This is a genomic window from Bacillus sp. 22483, assembly GCF_052044605.1.
In the GTDB taxonomy this organism is placed as follows: domain Bacteria; phylum Bacillota; class Bacilli; order Bacillales; family Bacillaceae; genus Bacillus; species Bacillus altitudinis.
In genome coordinates, this window is the sequence record NZ_JBQENU010000007.1 from 205,588 (window position 1) to 229,130 (window position 23,543).

General features: G+C 40.7%; 17 protein-coding genes and 1 other annotated feature. Of the genes, 8 read left to right on the forward strand and 9 right to left on the reverse strand.

Translation table 11 applies throughout. The features are described from left to right. Window positions 1-90 precede the first annotated feature (90 nt). From ctpB to ACTJJQ_RS12700, 3 genes are all read left to right on the forward strand, one after another. Window positions 91-1,539 carry a carboxy-terminal processing protease CtpB gene (ctpB, locus tag ACTJJQ_RS12690; RefSeq protein WP_072367409.1) on the forward strand — a complete coding sequence of 483 codons (1,449 nt, stop codon included), beginning with the start codon at window positions 91-93 and terminating at the stop codon, window positions 1,537-1,539. 344 nt (window positions 1,540-1,883) lie between these two features. Beyond that, the gene (locus ACTJJQ_RS12695) at window positions 1,884-2,237 is read left to right on the forward strand and encodes a swarming motility protein SwrAA (protein WP_007500014.1); all 354 of its coding nucleotides are present in this window, start codon (window positions 1,884-1,886) and stop codon (window positions 2,235-2,237) included. Between the two features lie 68 nt (window positions 2,238-2,305). Beyond that, the gene (locus ACTJJQ_RS12700) at window positions 2,306-3,493 is read left to right on the forward strand and encodes a PDZ domain-containing protein (protein ID WP_440600248.1); all 1,188 of its coding nucleotides are present in this window, start codon (window positions 2,306-2,308) and stop codon (window positions 3,491-3,493) included. 9 nt (window positions 3,494-3,502) lie between these two features. Here the strand turns inward: ACTJJQ_RS12700 and ACTJJQ_RS12705 are convergent, their stop codons facing one another. Then, window positions 3,503-3,868, reverse strand: a complete 366-nt coding sequence (locus ACTJJQ_RS12705; protein ID WP_045033986.1) for a winged helix-turn-helix transcriptional regulator — start codon at window positions 3,866-3,868, stop codon at window positions 3,503-3,505. Window positions 3,869-4,088: 220 nt separating this feature from the next. On the opposite strand from ACTJJQ_RS12705, the gene ACTJJQ_RS12710 reads away from it, so the two are divergent. Continuing rightward, the gene (locus ACTJJQ_RS12710) at window positions 4,089-4,763 is read left to right on the forward strand and encodes an NAD(P)H-dependent oxidoreductase (protein WP_160757971.1); all 675 of its coding nucleotides are present in this window, start codon (window positions 4,089-4,091) and stop codon (window positions 4,761-4,763) included. A 91-nt stretch (window positions 4,764-4,854) separates the two neighbouring features. Continuing rightward, window positions 4,855-5,079: a binding site (T-box leader), on the forward strand. Between the two features lie 75 nt (window positions 5,080-5,154). After that, the gene (locus ACTJJQ_RS12715; protein WP_217967799.1) at window positions 5,155-6,504 is read left to right on the forward strand and encodes an amino acid permease; all 1,350 of its coding nucleotides are present in this window, start codon (window positions 5,155-5,157) and stop codon (window positions 6,502-6,504) included. A 48-nt stretch (window positions 6,505-6,552) separates the two neighbouring features. On the opposite strand, the gene ACTJJQ_RS12720 is transcribed toward ACTJJQ_RS12715, so the two are convergent. The 8 genes from ACTJJQ_RS12720 to ACTJJQ_RS12755 form a co-directional block, all read right to left on the reverse strand. Further along, window positions 6,553-7,545: a glycosyltransferase family 2 protein gene (locus ACTJJQ_RS12720; protein ID WP_203143724.1), complete on the reverse strand. Its 993-nt coding sequence runs from the start codon at window positions 7,543-7,545 to the stop codon at window positions 6,553-6,555. A 31-nt stretch (window positions 7,546-7,576) separates the two neighbouring features. Beyond that, window positions 7,577-9,691, reverse strand: coding sequence for an ArnT family glycosyltransferase (locus ACTJJQ_RS12725; protein ID WP_440600249.1), 2,115 nt, complete (start codon window positions 9,689-9,691; stop codon window positions 7,577-7,579). Between the two features lie 148 nt (window positions 9,692-9,839). After that, window positions 9,840-11,258 carry a HAMP domain-containing sensor histidine kinase gene (locus tag ACTJJQ_RS12730; protein WP_058336972.1) on the reverse strand — a complete coding sequence of 473 codons (1,419 nt, stop codon included), beginning with the start codon at window positions 11,256-11,258 and terminating at the stop codon, window positions 9,840-9,842. After that, window positions 11,255-11,941 carry a response regulator transcription factor gene (locus ACTJJQ_RS12735; protein ID WP_025208049.1) on the reverse strand — a complete coding sequence of 229 codons (687 nt, stop codon included), beginning with the start codon at window positions 11,939-11,941 and terminating at the stop codon, window positions 11,255-11,257. The genes ACTJJQ_RS12730 and ACTJJQ_RS12735 overlap by 4 nt, the downstream gene beginning before the upstream one ends. Beyond that, a complete protein-coding gene (locus ACTJJQ_RS12740; protein WP_045033991.1) occupies window positions 11,938-12,921 on the reverse strand; it encodes a YncE family protein in 984 nt (327 codons plus the stop codon). Before ACTJJQ_RS12740 ends, ACTJJQ_RS12735 begins: the two co-directional genes overlap by 4 nt. A gap of 268 nt (window positions 12,922-13,189) precedes the next feature. Then, a complete protein-coding gene (locus ACTJJQ_RS12745) occupies window positions 13,190-14,524 on the reverse strand; it encodes an MFS transporter (protein WP_212359823.1) in 1,335 nt (444 codons plus the stop codon). Window positions 14,525-14,564: 40 nt separating this feature from the next. After that, on the reverse strand, window positions 14,565-15,137 hold the full coding sequence (locus ACTJJQ_RS12750; RefSeq protein WP_008348201.1) for a TetR/AcrR family transcriptional regulator: 573 nt from the start codon (window positions 15,135-15,137) through the stop codon (window positions 14,565-14,567). A 90-nt stretch (window positions 15,138-15,227) separates the two neighbouring features. Beyond that, entirely contained in the window at window positions 15,228-17,753 is a 2,526-nt protein-coding gene (locus ACTJJQ_RS12755; RefSeq protein WP_440600250.1) for a PEP/pyruvate-binding domain-containing protein, read from the reverse strand. A 284-nt stretch (window positions 17,754-18,037) separates the two neighbouring features. Between ACTJJQ_RS12755 and ACTJJQ_RS12760 the strand changes: the two genes are divergently transcribed. The 3 genes from ACTJJQ_RS12760 to uvrA all read left to right on the forward strand — a co-directional run bounded on the left by ACTJJQ_RS12760 (window position 18,038) and on the right by uvrA (window position 23,442). Then, window positions 18,038-18,283 carry a CsbA family protein gene (locus ACTJJQ_RS12760; protein ID WP_008348197.1) on the forward strand — a complete coding sequence of 82 codons (246 nt, stop codon included), beginning with the start codon at window positions 18,038-18,040 and terminating at the stop codon, window positions 18,281-18,283. A gap of 289 nt (window positions 18,284-18,572) precedes the next feature. Further along, on the forward strand, window positions 18,573-20,558 hold the full coding sequence (uvrB, locus tag ACTJJQ_RS12765; protein WP_058336968.1) for an excinuclease ABC subunit UvrB: 1,986 nt from the start codon (window positions 18,573-18,575) through the stop codon (window positions 20,556-20,558). A 7-nt stretch (window positions 20,559-20,565) separates the two neighbouring features. Beyond that, a complete protein-coding gene (gene uvrA, locus ACTJJQ_RS12770) occupies window positions 20,566-23,442 on the forward strand; it encodes an excinuclease ABC subunit UvrA (RefSeq protein WP_135009642.1) in 2,877 nt (958 codons plus the stop codon). Window positions 23,443-23,543 lie beyond the last annotated feature (101 nt).

A 23,543-nucleotide genomic window follows, 5' to 3' on the forward strand; every position in this document is an offset into this window, starting at 1 on the left:
CCTCCTTAGGAGAATGTCTTTACATGAAATCCCTTCTTCTGGCATATAATAACTCAGGTCATCAGGAAGAGTTGAAGAAGGAGGCCAAATATGAAAAAACAAATCGCATCCATCATGGCAAGTGTCATTCTCATCATCAGTGCAGGGGTTGTGACGCATAAAGAGGCGACTCAGGCGGAGTCACCGAAAGCGGCTGCTGCAGTGGCTGGACAAGCTCAATCAAGTGATCGAGCGAAGGAAAACGGAATGGAGAAAATTGAGAAAGCCTATGACCTCATTTCGAATGAATATGTAGAGGAAGTGGATCGTCAAAAGCTGCTTGAAGGTGCCATTCAAGGAATGCTTTCAACCTTAAATGATCCGTATTCAGTATACATGGACAAGCAAACCGCAAAGCAATTTTCGGATTCACTTGATTCCTCATTTGAAGGAATTGGGGCAGAAGTTGGAATGGATGAAGGAAAGATTATCATTGTCTCTGCCTTTAAAAAATCCCCTGCGGCAAAGGCGGGTCTGAAACCGAAAGATGAAATCATCAGCATTGACGGTGAGTCGATGAAAGAAAAAAGCCTAAACGATGCTGTACTGAAAATAAGAGGAAAAAAAGGAACGTCTGTCGCCTTGAAAATCAGACGAAATGGAATTGAAAAAGAGCTAACATTCCATATCAAACGAGAAGAAATCCCGCTTGAAACCGTAACGGCTTCAATGAAAGAGGTCAATGGTCATAAAACAGGCTATATTGCGATCTCTAGCTTCTCTGAAGATACGGCGAAGGATTTCACGGCAAGCTTGAATAAGCTCGAGAAAAAGGGCATGGAAGGCCTTGTGCTAGACGTGAGAGGAAATCCTGGCGGCTATCTACAAAGTGTGGAAGACATTTTAAAACATTTTATCACAAAGGATCAGCCATATATTCAAATTGCAGAACGGAATGGCGATCGAAAACGATATTTTTCAAAACGAAAAGAACAAAAACCATACCCAATCAATGTCTTAATTGATAAAGGAAGTGCATCTGCTTCTGAAATTCTGGCTGGTGCCATGAAAGAAGCAGGGAAGTATGAAGTGGTAGGTGACGTTTCCTTTGGTAAAGGGACTGTGCAGCAGGCGGTACCAATGGGAGATGGAAGTAACATTAAATTAACGCTGTATAAGTGGCTGACACCGAAAGGGAATTGGATTCACAAAAAAGGCGTTGTGCCGACCATTGCGATTCATCAACCAGATTACTTCACCGTTGGCCCGCTCCAGCTGAAAGAACCGCTTCAGCTTGATATGAACAATGAAGAAGTCAGACAAGCACAGACATTGTTAAAAGGGTTATCATTTGACCCTGGCAGAGTAGATGGATATTTTGACGAAGAAACGAAAAAGGCTGTACTCGCATTTCAAAGCACATACAATCTCGAAAAATCAGGCGTGATTGATTTAAAGACAGCGAAAATGATGAACAAGATGGTAGATGAAGTGAAATCTTATGAAAAGAATGATCTTCAGCTGCAAACTGCACTAAAAGCACTATATCTCAAAAAATAAAGAGGCGAATAAATGCCTCTTTTTTTTGGTTCATAAGTGTTACGAACATGTAATAATTTATTCTTAAAAATATATTATATCGAGAAATATATTCATTTATTTTACAAAAAACATAACATTCCTTCGAATTTACCCGATAACATATTTATATAAGAGACTTTCTGTTGATTTAAACATGTCATGAAAATGAAACTTTTGAAAGTTGTATGTTACATAAATAATTCTTACAATAAAAAGTAGCACTCATTTTAAATATTTTATTTTTTGCGGATATTCAGCTTAAGCATTGAGCTGTACCGAGGTTTGCGCTTTTCTTAAAAGAACTAGTAAATGGGGGTACACAATTGAAAAGGGCAAGTATTGTGAGAGAGAAAAAATATTACGAGTTGGTAGAGGAGCTTAAGAGTCGTACGAAAGATGTGACGTTTTCGGCTACAAAGGCATTAAGTCTACTCATGCTGTTAAGCAGGTACTTGGTCAATTACACAACGGTAGAATCAGTCGACGAGATCGATGAAGACTGTGCTGAGATATACTTCAATTATTTAATGGATAATCATAAGAGACTTGGTATAAACTTAACCGACATCAAGAGGTCCATGCAGCTTCTCGGCGGCATACTAGATGTAGATGTAAATCACTATTTAAAAGATTTTTCACTGTCGAATGTCACACTTTGGATGAATCAGGAGAAATAAACCTGATGTCAAGCATCGATTTATTTGATAGAATAAGAGAAAATGCTTGACTTGGGCGGTGAACGATAATGAGCTCGGAGTGGATGGGAGCCGGATTAAAAGCGGTCGGTCTGTTTTTAATCCATCCTCTTTTTTATTTTATGATATTAATCAGCCTATTATATGGCTACATCCGCGTAAAGCGGGAGAGAAAAGCGTTTCAAACAAGAATAGAAGATGTTTACGATGAACTGAAATTTACATATTCAAAGGGATGGGTTCCAGGAATTTGTCTATCGATCATATCTGTAGGCTTAGGGATTTCCCTTCCGCCTGGATTCATCGTGCTGATTGCAGCGATGACCATCGTTTTCTCTTTATTCTTTAAGGCGAGTGCGCTTTCGTCTGCATACACACTCGGTTTCAGTTTTATTGCGGCATTTGGACTGATGTCTGTTCAAGTGAGCCATTCTTGGCTGCCGCAGCTTTCAATGATGAATGCATCAGCCGTTGTGATCCTGTTAGGGCTACTGTTAATGACCGAAGGCATCTTAGCCTATCGAACGGCGCATTTACGTACATCGCCTGCAATGGTGATGAGTGCGAGAGGACTTTTGATCGGCCAGCAGCGAGCAAACCGTCTGTGGCTTCTACCACTTGTTTTGCTGATGCCGGCAGGTGAATGGACTTCTTCTCTGCCATGGTGGCCTGTGCTTCAAGTGCACGATCAAAGCTTTTCATTTATTGTGATCCCGTACATCATCGGCTTTGGCCAGCGTATTCAAGGATCGCTGCCAATTGTGAGTATTCAAATTACGTCACGCCGAATAATGATGCTCGGTCTAGTTGTTGCTGTAGTAGGTGCGGCAAGTATTTGGTTTGAGCCGATTGCGTGGGGAGCTGTTGTTCTAGCGATTGCAGGAAGAGCCTTTTTATCATGGAAGCAGAGGGCGAATGACAACGCTGCACCATTCTTTTTCTCTAAGCGGAATCAAGGGCTTATGGTGCTTGGTATCATTCCGAATACCCCTGCGGCTGATTTAAAGCTTGAGATCGGAGAAATTATTACAAAGGTCAATGGAATCGAGATCAAAACCGTTTCAGAATTTTATGAAGCACTACAAACCAATCGTGCTCTGACAAAGCTTGAGATCATTGGTCTCAATGGTCAGGCAAGGTTTGAGAAACGCGCCTCCTACGAAGGGGAGCATCACCAGCTTGGTATCCTGTTTGTTAAGGACGATCCTCAGCAAGAGCCCACGGCGATTTCATCTTAAAAAAAGCTGCTAGAGATGGCAGCTTTTTTCTTTTGGGCGCGTTTCTTTCCCATAGGATTCGCCCCATTCACGCATGGCAAAGATAATGGGCTTTAACGTATTTCCAAGAGAAGTCAGTGAATACTCGACACGAGGAGGAACTTCCTCATAGACTTCACGGTGAACAATTCCGTCTTGTTCAAGTTCTCGTAATTGCAACGTCAGGACACGCTGCGAAATTCTTGGCAGAAGCCGGCGTATTTCGTTGTAACGCTTTGGACCGCAAGTCAAATGATAAAGGATGACGCCTTTCCATTTCCCTCCGATGACATTTGTAGTGATAGACACGGGACAGCCATGATTCACAATACTGACTGGATTGGATGGTGCACTCATCTCAACATTCCTTTCTTAAACGAAAATGGTCATAAACGAACATGTTTGTACCTAACGAACAAAAATGTGCGTACTTGAATCAATGAAAGCTTTTCTTTTACCATAGAGATAGACATCACACATTCGGGTTGTTTGTTTTCCTATCATAACAATTTCTATTAGGGAATGGAAAGAAATTGGATTGTGGGAACACACCTGTTCATTAGAAAGGATGAATAATATGCGAGACAAAGAGCTATTAAAAAAAGAAATCATTGAGGCGTATGAATTCCGTCATGCGACAAAAGAGTTTGACCCAGCGGAAAAGATTCCAGAGGATGATTTTGCATTTATTTTAGAAACAGGAAGACTTTCTCCAAGCTCTGTAGGGTTTGAGCCTTGGAAGTTCCTCGTTGTTCAAAATGAAGCATTCAGAGAAAAATTAAAAGAGTATACATGGGGGGCGCAAAAGCAACTTCCAACTGCCAGCCATTTTGTGATCATCTTGGCAAGAACAGATGCCCGCTATGATTCAGCATATGCAGAATACATCAACAAGCAAATCAAAGGAATGACAGACGAAACGTTTGAAATGGTCAAGGGGCGCTACAGAGAATTCCAAGAGAACGATCTTCATCTACTAGAAAATGACCGTACATTATTTGATTGGGCTTCAAAACAAACGTATATTGCCTTAGGTAACATGATGACAGCTGCGGCACAGATCGGCATTGATTCATGCCCAGTTGAAGGATTTAGCTACGATCACATCCATCGTATCTTAGAAGAAGAAGGGTTACTGGAGGATGGTCAATACGACATCTCTGTCATGGCAGCCTTTGGTTATCGTGTCACTGAGCCAAAACGCGGCAAAACACGTCGCCCGATGGATGAAGTAGCTGTTTGGATTCGTTAATAGCTGTTTGTCTGAAAAAGGCTGTTGACAATTGCGTGGTTAGTCAGTATATTTAAAAAATAAAATCTTTGACGAATATACAAATTTGACTATAAACGCTTTGACTTGAGAATAGTAAATGAACATCCGTTTTTTAAGAGAGCTGCGGGTCGGTGCAACGCAGTAAAACGAATCATTGAACTCGCTCAAAGAGCGGTAAGACTGAATGAATAGTAAGTCTTTACGTGTGACCTCCGTTATCGGGTTTTAAGTTGGATTCAGCCATGGCTGAATCAATAAGAGTGGTAACGCGGTTGTAAGGTCAGTCGTCTCTTCTAGGAGATGGCTGGCCTTTTTATATGCTTTTATCTCATATTTGTCTGAAGATTCAAATTTAAAGGAGCTATAGAAAATGGAAAAGGAACATGTGCAGTTAAAACGAACAATGACATCAAGGCATATTATGATGCTTGCGCTTGGCGGGGCCATCGGTGCTGGTCTGTTTAAAGGAAGCAGTTCTGCCATTGATATTGCGGGTCCTGCTGTCATTTTGGCATACATGATTGGTGGTATTATTTTATTATTTATTATGCAAGGACTTGCCGAAATGACCGTTGCACGACCTGGAGCAAGAACATTCCGTGACTTGATTGAACCTGTGTTAGGAAAGTATCCGGCCTATTTCTTAGACTGGATCTATTGGAAGATGTGGGTGCTGAACATTGCAGCAGAAGCGATTGTGTCGGCCATCTTTATTCAGTACTGGTTCCCACAAGTGCCAATCTGGATGCTTGTGTTAATCATTTCACTTGTAGTCACAATCATTAATGTTTGCTCAGTCAAAATGTTTGCTGAGACAGAGTATTGGTTGGCTTCTATTAAAATTGCTGTCATCATCTTATTTATTATCATTGGATTTACCATGCTATTTGTCTCATTCGGACAGCATGCAGCACCTGGATTGTCTAACTTAACGGATCACGGTGGATTTTTCCCAAATGGTACTGGTGGATTAATTGCAGCAATGCTGGTTGTCGTGTATTCATATGGTGGGACGGAGATGATTGGGGTCACGTTAGCAGAAACAAAAAACCCTGAAAAAGTCATCCCAAAGGCCATTCAAAGTACGTTTGTACGCATCATCGGTTTTTATGTACTACCGTTCTTTATCATTGTCAGCTTAATCCCTTGGAATCAAGTAAACAATGAGCAAGTAAGTCCATTTGTGACAGTGTTTGCAACAATCGGAGTACCGTATGCTAGTGACATCATGAATGGTATTATCTTACTAGCGATTTTGTCTTCTATGAACTCTGGCTTGTATGCTTCATCACGGGTGCTTTATACACAGGCAATGGATGGCCGTGTATGGAAAGGATTCTCCAAGCTGTCAAAACAGCAGGTGCCTGTGCGAGCCATCCTTGTATGTACATCTACCTTGTATGCAGCTGTATTGATTTCTCTTTTTGTAGGAAGTCAAACGTTTAATTACTTAATGGGCTCTTTAAGTTACACAGTTCTATTCATCTGGTTTATCATTGCCGTCGGTCATTTGAAATCTCGAAGCGTCGCACAGCCAGGCGGATATCGCGTGAAGCTGTATCCTTTCACAACGTGGTTTTCAGTTATTGCGATCATGGCCATTTTTGTCGGCGTTGTATTCAATACACCAATTGTTCAAACGCTGGTCACCATGGGCATTTATTTAATCATTACACTATCTTTCTTTATTAACAGAAAACGGTTTGAAACAGCCGTCTAATTTATTAAAAAGCGTGCAGGACCTTCTGAAGGGTCTCGCACGCTTTTTTTAATGCTGTTTATATTGCTTGAAGTGGACAGGGGATTGAACGGGATGTGGCTTTGCCTGAAGGCCATAGCTATCCCTGACGATATAAAGCGGCCGGTCCTTGGCTTCATCGTAGATTCGGCCGATATACTCCCCGATCATGCCTAACATAAAGAGGATGATCCCGCTAAAGAATAGCTGAATGACAATTAATGAACTCCAGCCGGTGATGGTGCTGTTTGTAAAAAGCTTTAAATATAAAACTAGAAACATCGAAATGAAGCCAATAGCTGAAAGGGCAATACCTGCCACGCTGGCTAGCTTTAAAGGTTTGTAAGAAAAAGATGTGATCCCATCCATCGAGAGCTTGAGCATCTTTTTGAGAGGATACTTTGTTTCTCCTGCCAACCGCTCATCCCGAACATATTCTACCGCAATCTGTTTGAAGCCAACCCAGCTCACTAATCCGCGGACAAATGGGTTTTTCTCGCGTATTTTTCTCATTTCATGACACACTTTACGATCCATCAATCTAAAGTCGCCGGTGTCAATAGGAATATCTACTTCGGTGATTTGACGTAGCACTCGGTAGAAAAGGGAAGCCGTGTACTTTTTGAAAGCTGTTTCGCCTTTTCGTTGCGTGCGGACCGCGTATACGACCTCATAGCCTTCCTTCCATTTTTCAATCATGTCTAAAATCAATTCAGGTGGATCTTGTAAATCCGCATCAATCACTACGACAGCTTCTCCCTTTGCATAATCCATTCCCGCTGTAATGGCAATTTGATGCCCAAAGTTACGAGAAAAATCAATAAGTCTCACATGCGGATCGGTCTGGCAGTACCCTTTAATCAGTTCAGCTGTTCGATCCATACTGCCGTCATTGACGAAGAGAAGCTCATATGCTTCTCCCGTCGAATCCATGACGGTCTTGAGGCGCTGATACGATTCATGGATCACAAGTTCTTCATTATACACTGGGACTACAACAGAGTATTGTATGTTCTTTTCCATCAGTCATCGTTCCTCCCTTTTAATAGATGAATTAATCAACGGATAGTTCATAAAGAGTACCGCTCTCCATTCCGCCCATTCGTCCATTTGACTGATCATTTTGTTTTGATTGTTGGCTGTCTGTTTGCTGATTCGTTTTGGATGTAGAGCTGTTCTGCCATTTAGAAGCAGATACTTCTTTGCCATTTTTTTGAATCCAAGTGAGAATGTCAGAGCTGCCGCCTCTCATACCAGAAAGATAGAAGTATTTGATTTTGCCGTCTTTAACGAGCTGTTTGAATTCATTAAGCGTGAGAATGTTATCAGATCCACTAAATCCACCTAATGCCATAACAGCTTTTCCTGTTTTAATAATGTAAGGCGAAGCAGTGGTTGCATCTGTTGTCCCGAATAGGAATTCTTCTCCCGTATTGTTTTTCTCCAGATAGCTGATCAGCTTTTCATTGACTTGTGAACTCATGCTCCCACTTGAAGTTGCAAGCTGAGGCCCAGCCTCTGGCAGCATACTGTTTCCTCCGTAAAGAAGAGGTGTGCTTGCCCAGTATAGGGGTGCGATCAGCATGCCAAGGATGGCAATGAGAGACATGAATTGTTTTAGTTTTTCTTTCCCTTTTATCAAAAGTAGAGAAAGGATCGTTCCAATACCAATGATACCGACTGCAATGCTTAATCCAAGACCGATTGTGCTTGTAAATGTGGATAGGATAAAGATTTCAAATGCGGTTGTGACGAATATCGCAATTGGCAGTAGCCATTTTTTAAAGCCAGTTCCTGTTTGAAACAATTGAGTCATAGACACCCATCCGGCTCCTGCTAATACAGCAATTGGCGGTGCCAGCATGATTAAATAATAGTGATGGAAAAATCCTGCTATACTGAAAAATGCAGCAACGGGTATAAGCCAAGCTAACCAAAATAGTGTTTCTTTTTGTTTTGTATTGAGCCGTCTTCTTTCAAAGGCTGTCGAGAAGAAGAGACCAATCGCACCAAAGAGCGCAAATGGAAGCAGCCAGCTGATTTGATCGGACAGTTCAGATTGGAACAGACGTAATGGTCCTTTTGTTCCTGTTCCAAACATGCCAGAACCACTTCCCATTTTTCCGCCCCCACCATTTGGCGGTCCATCACCATTACCGCCTGAAGGCATATCAGGTGGTGTTGTGCCGTTTGCATTGCTTGGTGGTCCTTGCATTGAAGGCTGTTCCTGACTGGATGATTGGTTTGAACTGTCTGAGTTGCTTTGATTTTCATTAGATGGTGGCTGAGGCATGGTGGATGAATCAGTGTCATTTTGCTGATCACCCTGCTGTGAAGGTGGCTGTCCCTCACCCTGATTTGTGCCGCCTCCTCCACCAGACTGTTGACCAGTCAACCGCTGAAGACCATTGTAACCAAAGGCTAATTCTAGTGCTGAGTTCGATTGACTTGATCCCATATAAGGACGATTGTCTTTGGAAGTGAGATCAACCGCTATAGACCATGAAGCAGATACACCTAAAAGAACAATCATTGAAATCATCAGCGATAACAACTTTTTCTTCCATGTCGTTCGATAGGCAATGATGTAAAACAGGACGAGAGCCGGTACAATCATATACGCTTGTAGCATTTTTGTATTAAAACCGACACCGATCATTGCAAAAGAAGCAATCGCCCAAAGCACTTTCTGCTGTTTCACAGCCTTGAACATCATGGCTGTTGCGAGTAAAAGAATAAAGACGAGTAAGCTGTCAATGTTATTTGTACGAGATACAGCAACTGCGATTGGTGTACACGCCATAATGAGCGATGACAGTCTTGCAGCAGCCTGACCAAATGTAGGTTTGACTAGGCGGTAGATTAAATAAACAGATCCAATGCCAGCTAAAGCTTGGGGTAAGATCACACTCCAGCCATGCAGGCCAAAAATTTTGGCACTGATCGTTTGCAGCCAGAAGGCGAGCGGTGGTTTATCCACCGTGACATAACCTGAGGGATCGAACGAAGCAAAGAAGAAATTATGCCAGCTTTGCATCATACTTGTGACCGCCGCTGTATAATAAGCGTTCACCGTATCGTCGTTCCAAATGTTATAAATGTTTAAAATGGCAGATAAAATCAATATGAAAAATAAATAAAGATCAAATTTCTGAAAGCGTCTAATCAAAAGCTTGTCACTCCTTTTTCTTAACTTGAAAAAAGTGTAACAAGCAAATATGAATAAATTGTTAATAAAAAAAGGCCAATTCTTTATTTTTCTGTTGAATAAAAACAGCTCTAGGAAAGAGCTGTTTTGTTTAAGATGTCATCTTATTTTATGAGGAGACAGGCGGAGTTTCAGAGGTCTCTGCACTTGGTAATTGTATAATAGCGGTCGTACCTAGGCCTTGTTCAGATTGAAGAACGAACGTGCCACGATGTTTTTTTATAATTTGATAAACAATGGCTAGTCCAAGACCAGAGCCGCCATCTTTTCTTGTGCGGGCTTTATTCACTCGATAAAAACGCTCAGAGACATGAGGGAGATCTCCTTTTGGAATTCCGCTGCCTTCATCTGTAATTCTCAATTCAGCAGTTTGTTGGTGAACGAATAATTCAATCGAAATCGATTTTCCTGAAGGCGTGTAATGGATGGCATTGTCCAATAAATTACGAATGACTTGCTCAAGTCGATCGCTATCACCATAAATAATACAGTCCTCTTCAAGTTCTCGGTTGAACGAGATTCTCTTTTGACTAGCAATGAATGTCATTTGATCAAGAACATCATGAATAAGCTGCGCAAAGACGATCGGCTCCATCGTTAGTGGGTAAGATTCCCCCTCTAACTGTGCGAGATCAAGAAGGTCATGTACGAGCCGGCTTAATCGTGTGGATTCGTCTTGAATAATCTGCATGCCTTTCTTTTGATCAATAATGCCTTCTTCAATTCCTTCAGCATAGCCTTTCATATAACTTAAAGGCGTTCTCAGTTCGTGGGAGACATTGGCAAGGAACTCTCTGCGATGCTGTTCAACTTTTTCTAAGGTAGAGGACAGTTTATTAAAGGAACGGCTCAGCTGATTTAACTCATCCCCTTTTTTGGTCACAGCCATGCGTTTTGAAAAATCACCAGATTCCATTTCCATTGCAATTTCTTTCATTTGATTGATCGTCCTTACGACTTTATTAGAACTTTTATATCCAATAAAGAAAATCAAAAGCAGGATAATTAAAATAGAGATGCCAAGTGTTAATCGAATTTGAACAAACGGTTCATACACATCAGATAAAGGCATAGAGAGGAAAATGGTTCCTGATAAATCATTTTTGTTTGAGAACACAGGGATGGCAATTCCGAGAATATCTTGATGAAACTGGGGGTGTTCTCTAATTAACACAACTGTTTTCCCCTGAAGAAGCTTTTGGCGTTCTTTAAACGTAATGAGGTTATCGTTTGTATTCGTATCGAAAGGAATACCGCTTGAAAGCTCCATAGGATCATCAGTAAAAATAACACTTGCCTGACTTGAGTCATTTGCCCACTTCATTCTGTCAGTAAAATATGTGTCTTTCCCGTGTTTGTGATAGATTTCTGCCAGCTTCTTTCCTTGTAAACTTAAAGAGTCAATCTGTTTATCTATATATAAGTGCTGGTATAAGTAATAAGTCAGGGCAAGAGCTGAGGCAGCAACGATGCCTATAACGGAAAGGATTAAGAAAAGCACTTTCCTTTTAATAGATAATGGCTTCATTTGTCCTCCTCAAACTTATAGCCGACACCCCAAACGGTCTTAATATACCGTTCCGCTTCCTTTAATTTCAGTCTTAGTGTTTTAATATGTGTATCGACTGTTCTTAAAGAGCCACTAGGTGAGTGTGATTCCCACAATTTTTGATAGAGCTGTTCACGGGAAAAGACTTGGCCTTGATTGAGCAGAAGAAACATAAGTAAATCAAATTCTCTTCTTGTTAAATTGATGGGCTCTTGCTTGAGATAGACTTGTCTGCCATCTTGATCGATCTCCAAGTCACCAATCATGATTCGACTGCGCTTTAAAGAAAGACCTCTAATTCGTCTTAATGTCGTTTCAATTCTAGCTGCAAGCTCACGTAGACTAAAAGGCTTCATGATGTAGTCGTCTGCTCCAATTTCCAGCCCCTTAATGCGATCCTCTTCATAACTTCTAGCTGTTAAAAATAAAATGGGGATTTGAGAGGTTTGCCTAATGCGCTGGCAGACTTCGAATCCATCCATATCTGGCATCATAATATCCAATACAACAAGGTCAATGGCCTCTTTTTCAAGCTGATGTAAGGCGCCCGTGCCATTATTTGCAGTTATCACGTGAAAGCCTTGTCTCTGCAAAAAGGATCCGATTAACTCAAGCATATCTAATTCATCATCTACTATTAAAATATTCATCTGTTCTTTCATTTCTTTTCCTCCAACATGATAGCATAAGGTCCTGCTGGGATGTTCAGTCGGTTCTTCAACATAAATGTATGTTTGTCGATGACGGATACTGAATTGTCATCTAAGTTACTGACATATATAGATGAGGAATCAGCAGTGATATAATTCGGATTTTGACCGGTCTCAACAGAGGAAAGTAGTTTGTTTTTCTCGGTATTTACTTTATATAGTGTATGGTCTCCATGACATAATACATATAAAGTAGAAGAGTTTTTTTCTGAAAAAAATGCGACTGGCATAACACCTAGTTTGATTTCTCGCTGTTTCTTACCTGTTTTAGGGTCGTAAGCAAAAATGCTCTTATTTAATGTGCCCGGTTTACCGTGTCCTCCAACCCAAATGGAATGCCCATCAAAATGAATGCCAGATGGCCGTTCTAGAACGGAAATCGTTCGTATCTTTTTTTTCTTTTCAATATCAATGACTGAAACAGAATGACTTTTTGCATTTAAAACAAACAACGTTCCAGAAGAAGACAACGCCATAGAAGAGGGTAATGTCCCGGTCTTCACAGTTGCTTTTATTTTCTTGTGCACTGTATCGATAAAATAAACGACATTTTTCTCTGAATCGGTCACAAGTAAAGTGTTGGTATCCGCATCATACGCAAGTGAAGTCAGACCTTTATTCACATCCATATAGTCCGCTGCTGTTCCTTTTTTTAAATTGATTTCTATAAGAGATTGTCCTTCCTTACTTGATGCAATGATCACGTCTTTGTTGATGTGAACAAGATCAGTGAGAGGATGTTTTAAATCAACGGAAGAGACAATTTTATTTTTTTGTAAATCAACGATTGAAAAGGAGGCTTTTTTTAGTTGAGAAATGACAGCAATTGATTGAGAGCTGCCAGGGGGCGTAAATTGCTGGTCTTTTCCGCAGCCTGCTAGGAAAAATAGTAGAGCTGACAAGCATATTAAAAAATATTTCACTCGTTTCATCCTTCTGCTCCTTTGGTGCTCTATTTTCAAAAAGCATAACACAAAAATTGTGAAAAAAAATCGAAGTTATGAATGCTGGAAGAAATGAAAAGAAGTTTTTAGGTGGGGAAGTAGAGGTAAATGAAAGCTGAAATTTCTTTTTCGTTTATTCATATGACATTTTTTCATGAGTAAAAGATCATTTTCACAGTTTGATCATTGTATCCATAATCGGTTACAGTAACAAATAATCGTAGCTCCCCCGCCCTAAATAGAGCGAAGGGAGTCATTAAGCAGAGTGTTCAGATGAATGAGAAGTGGGTTTCGTTTTTAGACGATGAGAGAGGAGGAAACCAAGAATACCTGCGCCCATTAATATGATAAATAAAGATTGAAAACCACTTAATATACCAATTAAAGTAGATGAAATGATACTTCCGAAATATCTAAAGGTAGAAAAAATCCCAGATGCAGAGCCGGATAAACTCTGATCAACAGATGTTAAAGAAGCCATCTGCATGCTAGTCATGCCAATACCTGATGAGATCCCCCCAGCGACTAATGTGATGATAAGGAGTGGTAAATTTGGGTAGCTACTTAGTGTGATCAGCATAACACCGGATAAAGTAAGACAGAGAAATGAAAATCGAATCATTTTTTTGGCGCCTTTTATTGGATGGAGCTTTGCCCCGAGTAATCCACTAATAGACATACAGAGTGAAAAGATCGAAAGGAAAATCCCGCTTTGTGTATGAGAAAGCGCGAGTTTTTGCTCCATAAACAGCGGCATAATGAGAAGAATCGCGTACATCACAAAATTACTAAGCATGATAGAAAGGTTAGCGTTCGTAAAGGTACTGTTTTTAAATAATGTCAAATCAATGATGGGATTTGTAACTTTCCGTACGTGTTTGAAAAATAAAGGAATGGAAATGACCGCTAGAACGCCATAGATCATGTATTCGTTTAATAATTGGCTTTTAGTAAACAAAATGAGTGTGGCGATCCCGATTGTTAAGTATAACGAACCGATGATATCTACATTGGCTTGTAAACGCGTATGTTTCATCTTCGGAATCATAAAAACGCCTGTCACAAGTGTGAGAATCAAAAATGGTATATTCACTAGGAAAATGGAATGCCAGTCAAAGCTCTGAATGAGAATAGAGCCGATAAAAGGTCCAAGTGCGGCACCAATTCCCGCTCCAAAACCGAAAAAACCCATAGTTTTAGAAAGCTTTTCATGTGATACTGTTGCTCGAATTAAAGCAATGCTGTTCGGCGTTAATATAGCTCCGCCTGCCGCTTGAATTGATCGGAAGCTAATAAGAAAAGCAAGGTTAGGTGCGAAAGCACATCCAATGGAGCCAACCAAAAAGAGTATCACACCAGCTAAATACATGCTGCGGTGGCCGTATATATCTCCCAGCTTACCCGCAATAGGTTGAGTGACTGCCATGACAATTAGATAAATTGTGACCACCCAAGTAATGTTTGATATGGATTGCTCGTAATAAGTTGATATGGATGATAGAGCGACTGCGATCATGGTTGAATTGACTGGAACTAAAATAGCTCCAAGCAGCAAAGAATAAATGATCAAGTTCTCTTTTTTAAGATTCAATGTGTTTACCACCTTTGTAAAAAAGAAGAATTTCACCCAATTAAGTGGGGGAAATTCCTCTCATGAAAATGTGTGTGCATGTCTCAATAAAGTCTTCTTTTTGTGTTAAAACAAGCTGAATGTCTTGCTCTAGCTGTTGAATGAAAAAGCCAAAATACGTGCTAATAAATATATCTGCATAGATGTCTTCTTTTCCTTCTAATACACGATGCTGAGCACTCATTTTTTTGAAATAATGAATCAGCATGTCTCTCAATTCTTGAGGATAAATTTTTTCATGGTCTGTTAAATCTTTAAACATAGCGGGTTCTCTCATGCTGATATAGATAAATTCTTTTTTTGAAGTCAAATCTTCAAGGAAATAGCTACCGAGAAATTTTAAATCGGTGTATAAATCGTCTTTAAATTCAGCTTCAAGGGTTTTGGTCGGTGTTGATTTCATTTTCATAATGGCAGCAATCACGCCGCGTTTGTTTTTAAAGTTACGAAAAATTGTCGCTTCACTTACATTCGCTTTTGTCGCAATTTCTTTTGTCGTTGTTTTTTGATAGCCCTTTTCAGACAATAATTCCATTGTTGCGCGAATGATCCGCTGATTTGTTGATTTTAACAAGCATACTCACCTCAGGTTATGAATGTGTTTGCAACAAAGTAAGTATACCGATAAAATCTGTGACCGCCAATATGATCCAAACGGTGACGACTATGCCCGTGAATGCTGATTTAATAACTGGATACGCCCATTGGCTCCATCTACTGTCACGAGGTCACCAGATTTTAGTTTTTCAGTTGCGATCCGTGTACCTAAGACAGCAGGTATCATATATTCTCTAGCGATAATAGCGGAATGGGACAAAATGCCGCCAGAATCGGTGATGACTGCTTTTGCGTCTCTAAATAAGCTGGTCCATAAAGGTGTCGTTGTTTTACAAACTAAAATGTCATCTTTTTCAAATTGTGAAAATTCATCAGCAGATGTAATGACTCTGACTCTTCCAGAAGTAATGCCGCTAGATGCACCAATTCCATAGATTGCATCGTCTGTGTTGTTTTCATTTTCCCTTAGCGAACCGAGCATTCTTTCTACTTGCTGCAATTCAGCTTCAGAAGGCGTTCCTGTATAAGCTGGTGGTTGGATGGATTCATTTTCCTTCATTTCAATTTTTCTTTGCTGAATGATCGAATCGTATGTGGTCGAAGTTGTGAGCGCATTGAGTACTTCATCATCGTAAAGATACCAAAGGTCTTCTTGATGAGGGATCGCTCCTTTTTGAACAAGAAGTTCACCAATTTTTAAGAGATAGAGTCTCGCTTTTGCATCTAACATGGCATCAATGTAAAAGTGATGATCATCTCGAATATTGGCTGCATGGAGTGCAAAATGATAAATTTCCTCAAATTTTGTTTTAAACGCTTCATCTGTCACTTGACTGATAAACTCTTCATACGTTTCTTGCCTTTTGATCACGGCTTGTGCAAATTCTTCATCAAAATCAGATTGATACCGAATGTTGTTTCTAATGATGTCCAAGACAAATTCAGGATTTTCCACCCATGTTTCCTCTGTAAAATCATGGCTTTTAACAGACCGCCAACCATAGACTTGGAGAAAAGCTTCTACGTCGGAAATGAAGTTTTTTCCTTTATCTGTGTGATTGAGGGCATATAATAGTTCAGCATTCGTTGAATGATCTTTAAATGCCTGAAGAAGCTCGGAATCTTGAAGAACGTCTTTTGCCAAGTGAGATAGCTTTTGATCTGTTTCAAGAGACTTGTTCATCACACCTATCATCATTTCATGCAGCAGGACGACTTGTGTTTGATCGCCAGTATATGAGACAAGCATGTCTTCAATGATCGCTGATAGAATGACTTGAGGTATGACAATGTCAAAATGGTCGTCATACGCTCTTAGATAAATCTCTTTTAATTCTTGAAAACCATTAATGGCTTCATCAATTGTTAGCGGTTGAGTGATTTGCCGATCAAGTTTTTCGTATAATGGGAACAAGTTTTGTTTTAAAATGCGATACATTCTTTCGCTTAAACGAGGAAACATTTCGAATAGGCTCTCGTCAAAAACTGGTTCCTCTGACGCTTCTGGCATAGACGGTGAAGAATACAAATGGCCTCTATAAAGCTTGATATCTTTAATATTAAGGTCTGGTACTTGATACTTCTCTCCGTTTTTCTTCATCCCGTTTTTTAAAGCAGGTATGATCAAACTTGAAAAAAGAGGACTTGTGGGTCCAGGCATATGATCGTCCATTGAGATCCAGAAGTCTTGCAGCTCTTCAGGTTTCATTTGAAAGGCTGCACCTGAGGAGCCATTTGCTGTATTGGAAAAAGAAGCAGTAATCGGTCTTGCTTGAAGTAAATAAAAAGTACCATCTGACATGCCGAATTCGATATCTACTCCATGTCCATAAAGTTCTTCTACTTGTTTTGTCATTTTCGTGATTTGGATCAATTGATCATCTTGAAGACAAAATTGGCCAGCCATCTCCTCACCTACGGGTTGTTCAATGACGCCCTCTTGACAGGGGACAATTTGGACTTCTTTTGTTCCTAGTGATTTTTCAATAGAGTACGTTTCTTTGTTTACAATAAATGTATCTGGCGTCACAAGGCCGGAGACGATGGCTTCTCCTAGTCCATAGCTTGCAGTCATCATGACTTCGTTTGTTTTTCCTGATACAGGATTCTCACTAAAGATGACACCAGAGATGTCAGAATGGATCAATCCTTGTACAACAACAGCCATGAGCGGCATCTCTTCCTCGTTCTCAATCATTTCTTCCTTATATTCTGTGACTCTTGCTGCGAAGTAAGACGACCAACATTCTTTGACGGCTTGCAAGAATTCTTCATTTGTTTTGATATTTAAATAGGTCTCGTATTGACCTGCAAAGGAGGCGCCTTCGAGATCTTCCGCAACAGAAGAGGATCGCACTGCAACGGATGGATATGTTTTCAACAATGATTGAAAGGATGAAAGTAATTCTGTCTCCATTTGTGAAGGAAACGAAGCTTCTGTGATTTTTCGGGCAAGGTTTTGATCAGTTGGATGGAAATTGTGATATGAAAGAAAGCTTGCAAAGCTGTTCGTTTTAATAATAAATCCATCTGGAACTGGCAGTCCGTGATTGTTTAATTTAATTAAATTCACGCCTTTTGCCCCTGCGAGTGATGCGGATTCTTCAGCCGCATGAAATAATACTGAATACATGGGAATGCCCCCTTATCCAAATAGCCAATGGTTTCATTTGTCTCTTTTTATTTTTTAAAATGATAGTGCGCACTATCATTTTCATCATAGAATTTATTGGATGTAACTGTCAAAGACGTAAAGACCTATCTTTAGAAAGGGGACGTTTTCACTAATTTTCCTCCTCAGCTATATCAAATGTCTTCAACCGAGAAGAAAAAAGCTGAAATTGAAAACTGTGAATTGTTCATTATGCCAATCTTTACTATAATCAAGGGAGTAGACCATGTAGAGGGAGGGTTTTTGTGATTACAAAAGCCATATTTGCACTTGTTTTTCCTTTCTTGCTCGTTATTTTATTTTCAAAGGTTACTTATAATCATTACGTTGGCATTGCATTAACAGCAGCGCTTTTATTTGCTTCGTATATGAAAGGCTATACAGAAACCTACTTTATCGTAGGATTAGATATTATTTCTTTAGTGGCCGGGGCATTGTTTATGGCCAAGAAAGAAGTCGAAAAAAGAGAGAAGGCTGAAAAACATCATTGATGTGATCCCTCTTGATGAAAAGAAAATGTTTTTGATTGCAGGAGCTGTGCTTACGATTCTAGTGAGTGCAGCTTCTTTTTTGTGGTTTTTCTGCTGATCGAATATCTCGCTCCAAAATGTTCCATACTGAAAGGAAGGTTTCTTTAGAGGGTTATGAGCCACGGCAGAGAGGGTATGGTTGTATTGGAAATAAAAATCAAGTCAGACACGAACTTTAGTTCGTATTTTTGTGTTCTTTTATGATAATATATTCATTAGATAGATTTCGTAACGAAACGGAGGCTTTGATGTGAGTGACCGCTTTGAATTAGTTTCTAACTATCAGCCCCAAGGGGATCAGCCAAAAGCCATTGAAAAGCTTGTGGAGGGTATCCATCAGGGGAAACAGCATCAAACGCTGTTAGGTGCTACAGGTACGGGAAAGACCTTTACTGTATCCAACCTGATCAAAGAAGTGAACAAACCAACACTTGTCATTGCGCATAACAAGACACTTGCCGGACAATTATACAGCGAGTTTAAGGAATTCTTTCCGAATAATGCTGTTGAATATTTTGTGAGTTATTATGATTATTACCAGCCTGAGGCGTATGTGCCTCAAACTGATACATTTATTGAAAAGGATGCCAGTATTAATGATGAAATCGATAAGCTAAGACACTCCGCCACATCCTCATTATTTGAGCGAAGAGATGTCATCATCATTGCCAGTGTGTCTTGTATTTATGGCTTAGGTTCTCCTGAAGAATACAGAGAGCTTGTGCTGTCTTTACGAACTGAAATGGAAATTGAACGCAATCAGCTGCTGCGAAAGCTTGTGGATATTCAGTATTCTCGTAATGATATAGATTTTCAGCGCGGAACCTTCAGAGTTCGAGGAGACGTCGTTGAAATTTTTCCTGCTTCACGAGATGAGCATTGTATCAGAGTGGAGTTTTTCGGTGATGAAATTGAACGTATTCGTGAAGTAGATGCTCTCACTGGAGAAATTCTCGGTGATCGTGACCACGTTGCTATTTTCCCAGCATCTCACTTCGTCACAAGAGAAGAAAAGATGGAAAAAGCGATTATTAATATTGAAAAAGAGCTTGAGGAACAGTTGGAAAAGCTTCGTGAAAACGGAAAACTGCTTGAAGCACAGCGTCTTGAGCAGCGGACAAGGTATGACCTTGAGATGATGAGAGAGATGGGCTTTTGTTCAGGGATTGAGAACTACTCAAGACATCTCACCTTACGTCCGCCTGGTTCAACACCTTACACATTGCTTGATTATTTTCCGGATGATTTTATGATTGTTGTCGATGAGTCACACGTGACCATCCCGCAAATTCGCGCCATGTACAATGGGGACCAGGCAAGAAAACAAGTGCTTGTTGATCATGGATTCCGTCTGCCGTCAGCACTTGATAATAGACCACTCACATTTGCTGAGTTTGAAAAGCACATTAACCATATTGTGCATGTATCCGCAACACCTGGCCCATACGAGCTTGAGAAAACGCCAGAGGTCGTGGAACAAATTATTCGTCCAACCGGTTTGCTTGATCCAATCATTGAAGTCCGTCCGATTGAAGGACAAATCGATGACTTAATTGGGGAAATTCATGCAAGGGTTGAGAAAAATGAGCGTGTGCTTGTGACGACTTTAACGAAGAAAATGTCTGAGGATCTGACAGATTATCTGAAAGAAATCGGAATCAAGGTCAATTATCTGCACTCAGAAATTAAGACACTAGAGCGGATTGAGATTATTCGTGATTTACGTCTCGGAAAATATGATGTGCTTGTTGGGATCAACCTTCTTCGAGAAGGTTTGGATATTCCAGAGGTGTCGCTCGTGGCGATTTTAGATGCGGATAAAGAAGGCTTTTTACGTTCAGAAAGATCCCTCATCCAGACGATTGGCCGTGCTGCAAGAAATGCAGAAGGCCGGGTTATTATGTATGCAGACAATATGACGAAATCAATGGACATTGCCATACAAGAAACAAAGCGGAGACGTGAGCAGCAAGAAGCGTATAATGAGAAATTTGGTATCACTCCGCAAACGATCCATAAGAAGATTCGAGATGTGATCAAGGCAACAAAAGTACATGAGGATTCGGAAGAATACGAAACAAAAGCAGCACCAAAGTTGTCAAAAATGAGCAAAAAAGAACGAGAAAAAGTGATCGAAAACATCGAGATGGAAATGAAAGATGCAGCAAAAGCGCTTGATTTTGAAAAAGCAGCAGAATTAAGAGATCTATTGCTAGAGCTAAAAGCGGAAGGATGAATGCCAGATGGCTATGGAACGAATAGAGGTGAAAGGGGCAAGAGCCCACAACCTTAAAAATATTGATGTCAATATCCCGCGCGATCAGCTAGTGGTCATTACGGGTTTATCTGGTTCGGGAAAATCGTCGCTTGCCTTCGATACCATTTATGCAGAAGGTCAGCGCAGGTATGTTGAATCACTGTCAGCCTATGCACGTCAATTTCTCGGTCAAATGGACAAACCAGATGTAGATGCGATTGAAGGGCTTTCTCCAGCGATTAGTATTGACCAGAAAACGACAAGCAGGAACCCTCGATCAACTGTTGGGACTGTTACAGAAATTTATGATTACTTGCGTCTATTATATGCTCGAGTCGGAAAACCGATTTGTCCTATTCATGGGATTGAAATTACATCACAGACGATTGAGCAAATGACAGACCGTATTTTAGAGTATCCAGAACGAACGAAACTGCAAGTGCTTGCTCCGATCGTATCTGGACGTAAGGGAACACACGTGAAAGTACTTGATCAAATTCGGAAGCAGGGCTACGTTCGAGTTAGAGTTGATGGCGAGATGGAGGACCTGTCAGAAGAGATTGAGCTTGAAAAGAATAAAAAGCATTCCATTGAAGTGGTGATTGATCGAATTGTCGTGAAAGAAGGCGTGGCTGCACGGTTGTCTGATTCTCTTGAAACGGCACTCCGACTTGGTGAAGGTCGTGTGATGATTGATGTGATCGGACAAGAGGAGCTGTTGTTTAGTGAGCATCATGCTTGTCCGCACTGCGGATTCTCTATTGGGGAACTTGAGCCAAGAATGTTCTCGTTTAATAGCCCTTTCGGTGCCTGCCCAAGCTGTGATGGGCTTGGTTCTAAACTAGAAGTAGATCCAGAGCTTGTGATTCCGAATAAGGATTTGACTTTACGTCAGCATGCCATTGCCCCATGGGAGCCTCAAAGCTCACAATATTACCCGCAGCTTCTTGAGGCGGTATGTACACACTATGGAATTGACATGGATATTCCAGTAAAAGATATTCCGGCGCATTTATTTGATAAAATTTTATATGGTAGCGGCTCTGAGCTGATTTATTTTAAATATGAAAATGATTTTGGCCAGGTCCGTGAAAATGAAATCGAGTTTGAAGGTGTGCTTCGTAACATTGAACGGCGCTACAAGGAAACGAGCTCCGATTATATTCGGGAGCAAATGGAAAAATATATGGCCAATCAGCCATGTCCGACCTGTAAAGGATATCGCCTGAAAAAAGAAACGCTTGCGGTTCTCATCAATGGCAAACATATCGGAGAAATGACCGATTTGTCTGTATCTGATGCCCTTGATTTCTATGAGAAAATTGAGTTGTCTGAGAAAGATTTGCAGATTGCCCAGCTCATTTTACGTGAAATCAAAGAGCGCTTATCCTTCTTAAATAATGTCGGATTAGATTATCTGACATTAAGCCGGTCTGCTGGCACATTATCAGGCGGGGAGGCGCAGCGGATTCGTTTGGCGACACAAATCGGATCAAGACTGACAGGCGTTCTTTATATTTTAGATGAACCATCGATTGGTCTGCATCAACGGGATAATGACCGATTGATTGGAACATTGAAAAACATGCGTGATATCGGAAATACACTGATTGTCGTAGAACATGATGAAGATACGATGCTTGCCGCTGATTATCTCATTGATATTGGACCAGGTGCAGGGGTTCATGGAGGAGAAGTGATTTCAGCTGGAACACCAGAAGAAGTCATGAAAGACCCAAAATCGTTGACTGGACAATATTTATCTGGTGAGAAATTCATCCCGCTTCCGATTGAGAGACGAAAGCCTGACGGCCGATTCATTGAAATTAAAGGGGCAAAAGAAAACAATCTTAAAAACGTGAATGCGAAGTTTCCTTTAGGTGTCTTTACCGCTGTGACAGGTGTGTCAGGATCAGGGAAAAGTACACTTGTGAATGAAATTTTATTGAAATCCCTTGCCCAAAAACTGCACAGAGCAAAAGCGAAGCCAGGACAGCACAAAGAAATCAAAGGAATGGATCACTTAGACAAAGTCATTGATATTGATCAATCTCCAATTGGCCGTACACCAAGATCCAATCCTGCTACGTATACAGGTGTATTTGATGACGTGCGGGATGTCTTTGCGCAAACCAATGAAGCGAAGGTACGAGGCTATAAAAAAGGGCGATTCAGCTTTAACGTGAAAGGTGGACGCTGCGAAGCGTGTCGTGGAGATGGCATTATTAAAATTGAAATGCACTTTTTACCTGATGTATATGTGCCTTGTGAAGTGTGTCACGGGAAACGTTATAACCGCGAGACGTTAGAGGTCACGTATAAAGGGAAAAATATTTCCGATGTGCTTGAAATGACGGTAGAGGACGCACTTCAATTTTTCGAGAATATCCCGAAAATTAAGCGGAAGCTGCAAACGATCTTTGATGTTGGATTAGGATACATTACACTTGGGCAGCCTGCCACGACATTGTCTGGTGGAGAGGCGCAGCGTGTGAAATTGGCATCTGAGCTTCACCGCCGTTCAAACGGAAGATCCTTGTATATTTTAGACGAACCGACAACCGGTCTTCATGTGGATGATATTGCTAGGTTGTTAAAAGTGCTCCAACGCTTGGTCGAAAACGGAGATACGGTATTGGTCATTGAGCACAACCTTGATATTATTAAGGCTGCCGATTACCTTGTTGATCTAGGACCAGAAGGCGGTGCTGGTGGAGGAACGATTATTGCTTCAGGAACACCTGAACAAATTGCTAAAGAAGAAGCTTCTTACACCGGTCGATACTTAAAACCGATTTTAGAGCGTGATCGTGAGCGAATGAAACAGTTAGTCAAAGAAACAGAAAGTGTGACATCCTCATAAAGAAAAACCCCTCCGAAAGAGGGGTTTCAGCGTGTAGACAAACCCTCGCATTCTTTGTCAGTCCTGCGTGCCGGTGCTCACGAATGTGAAATTCGCTCCGC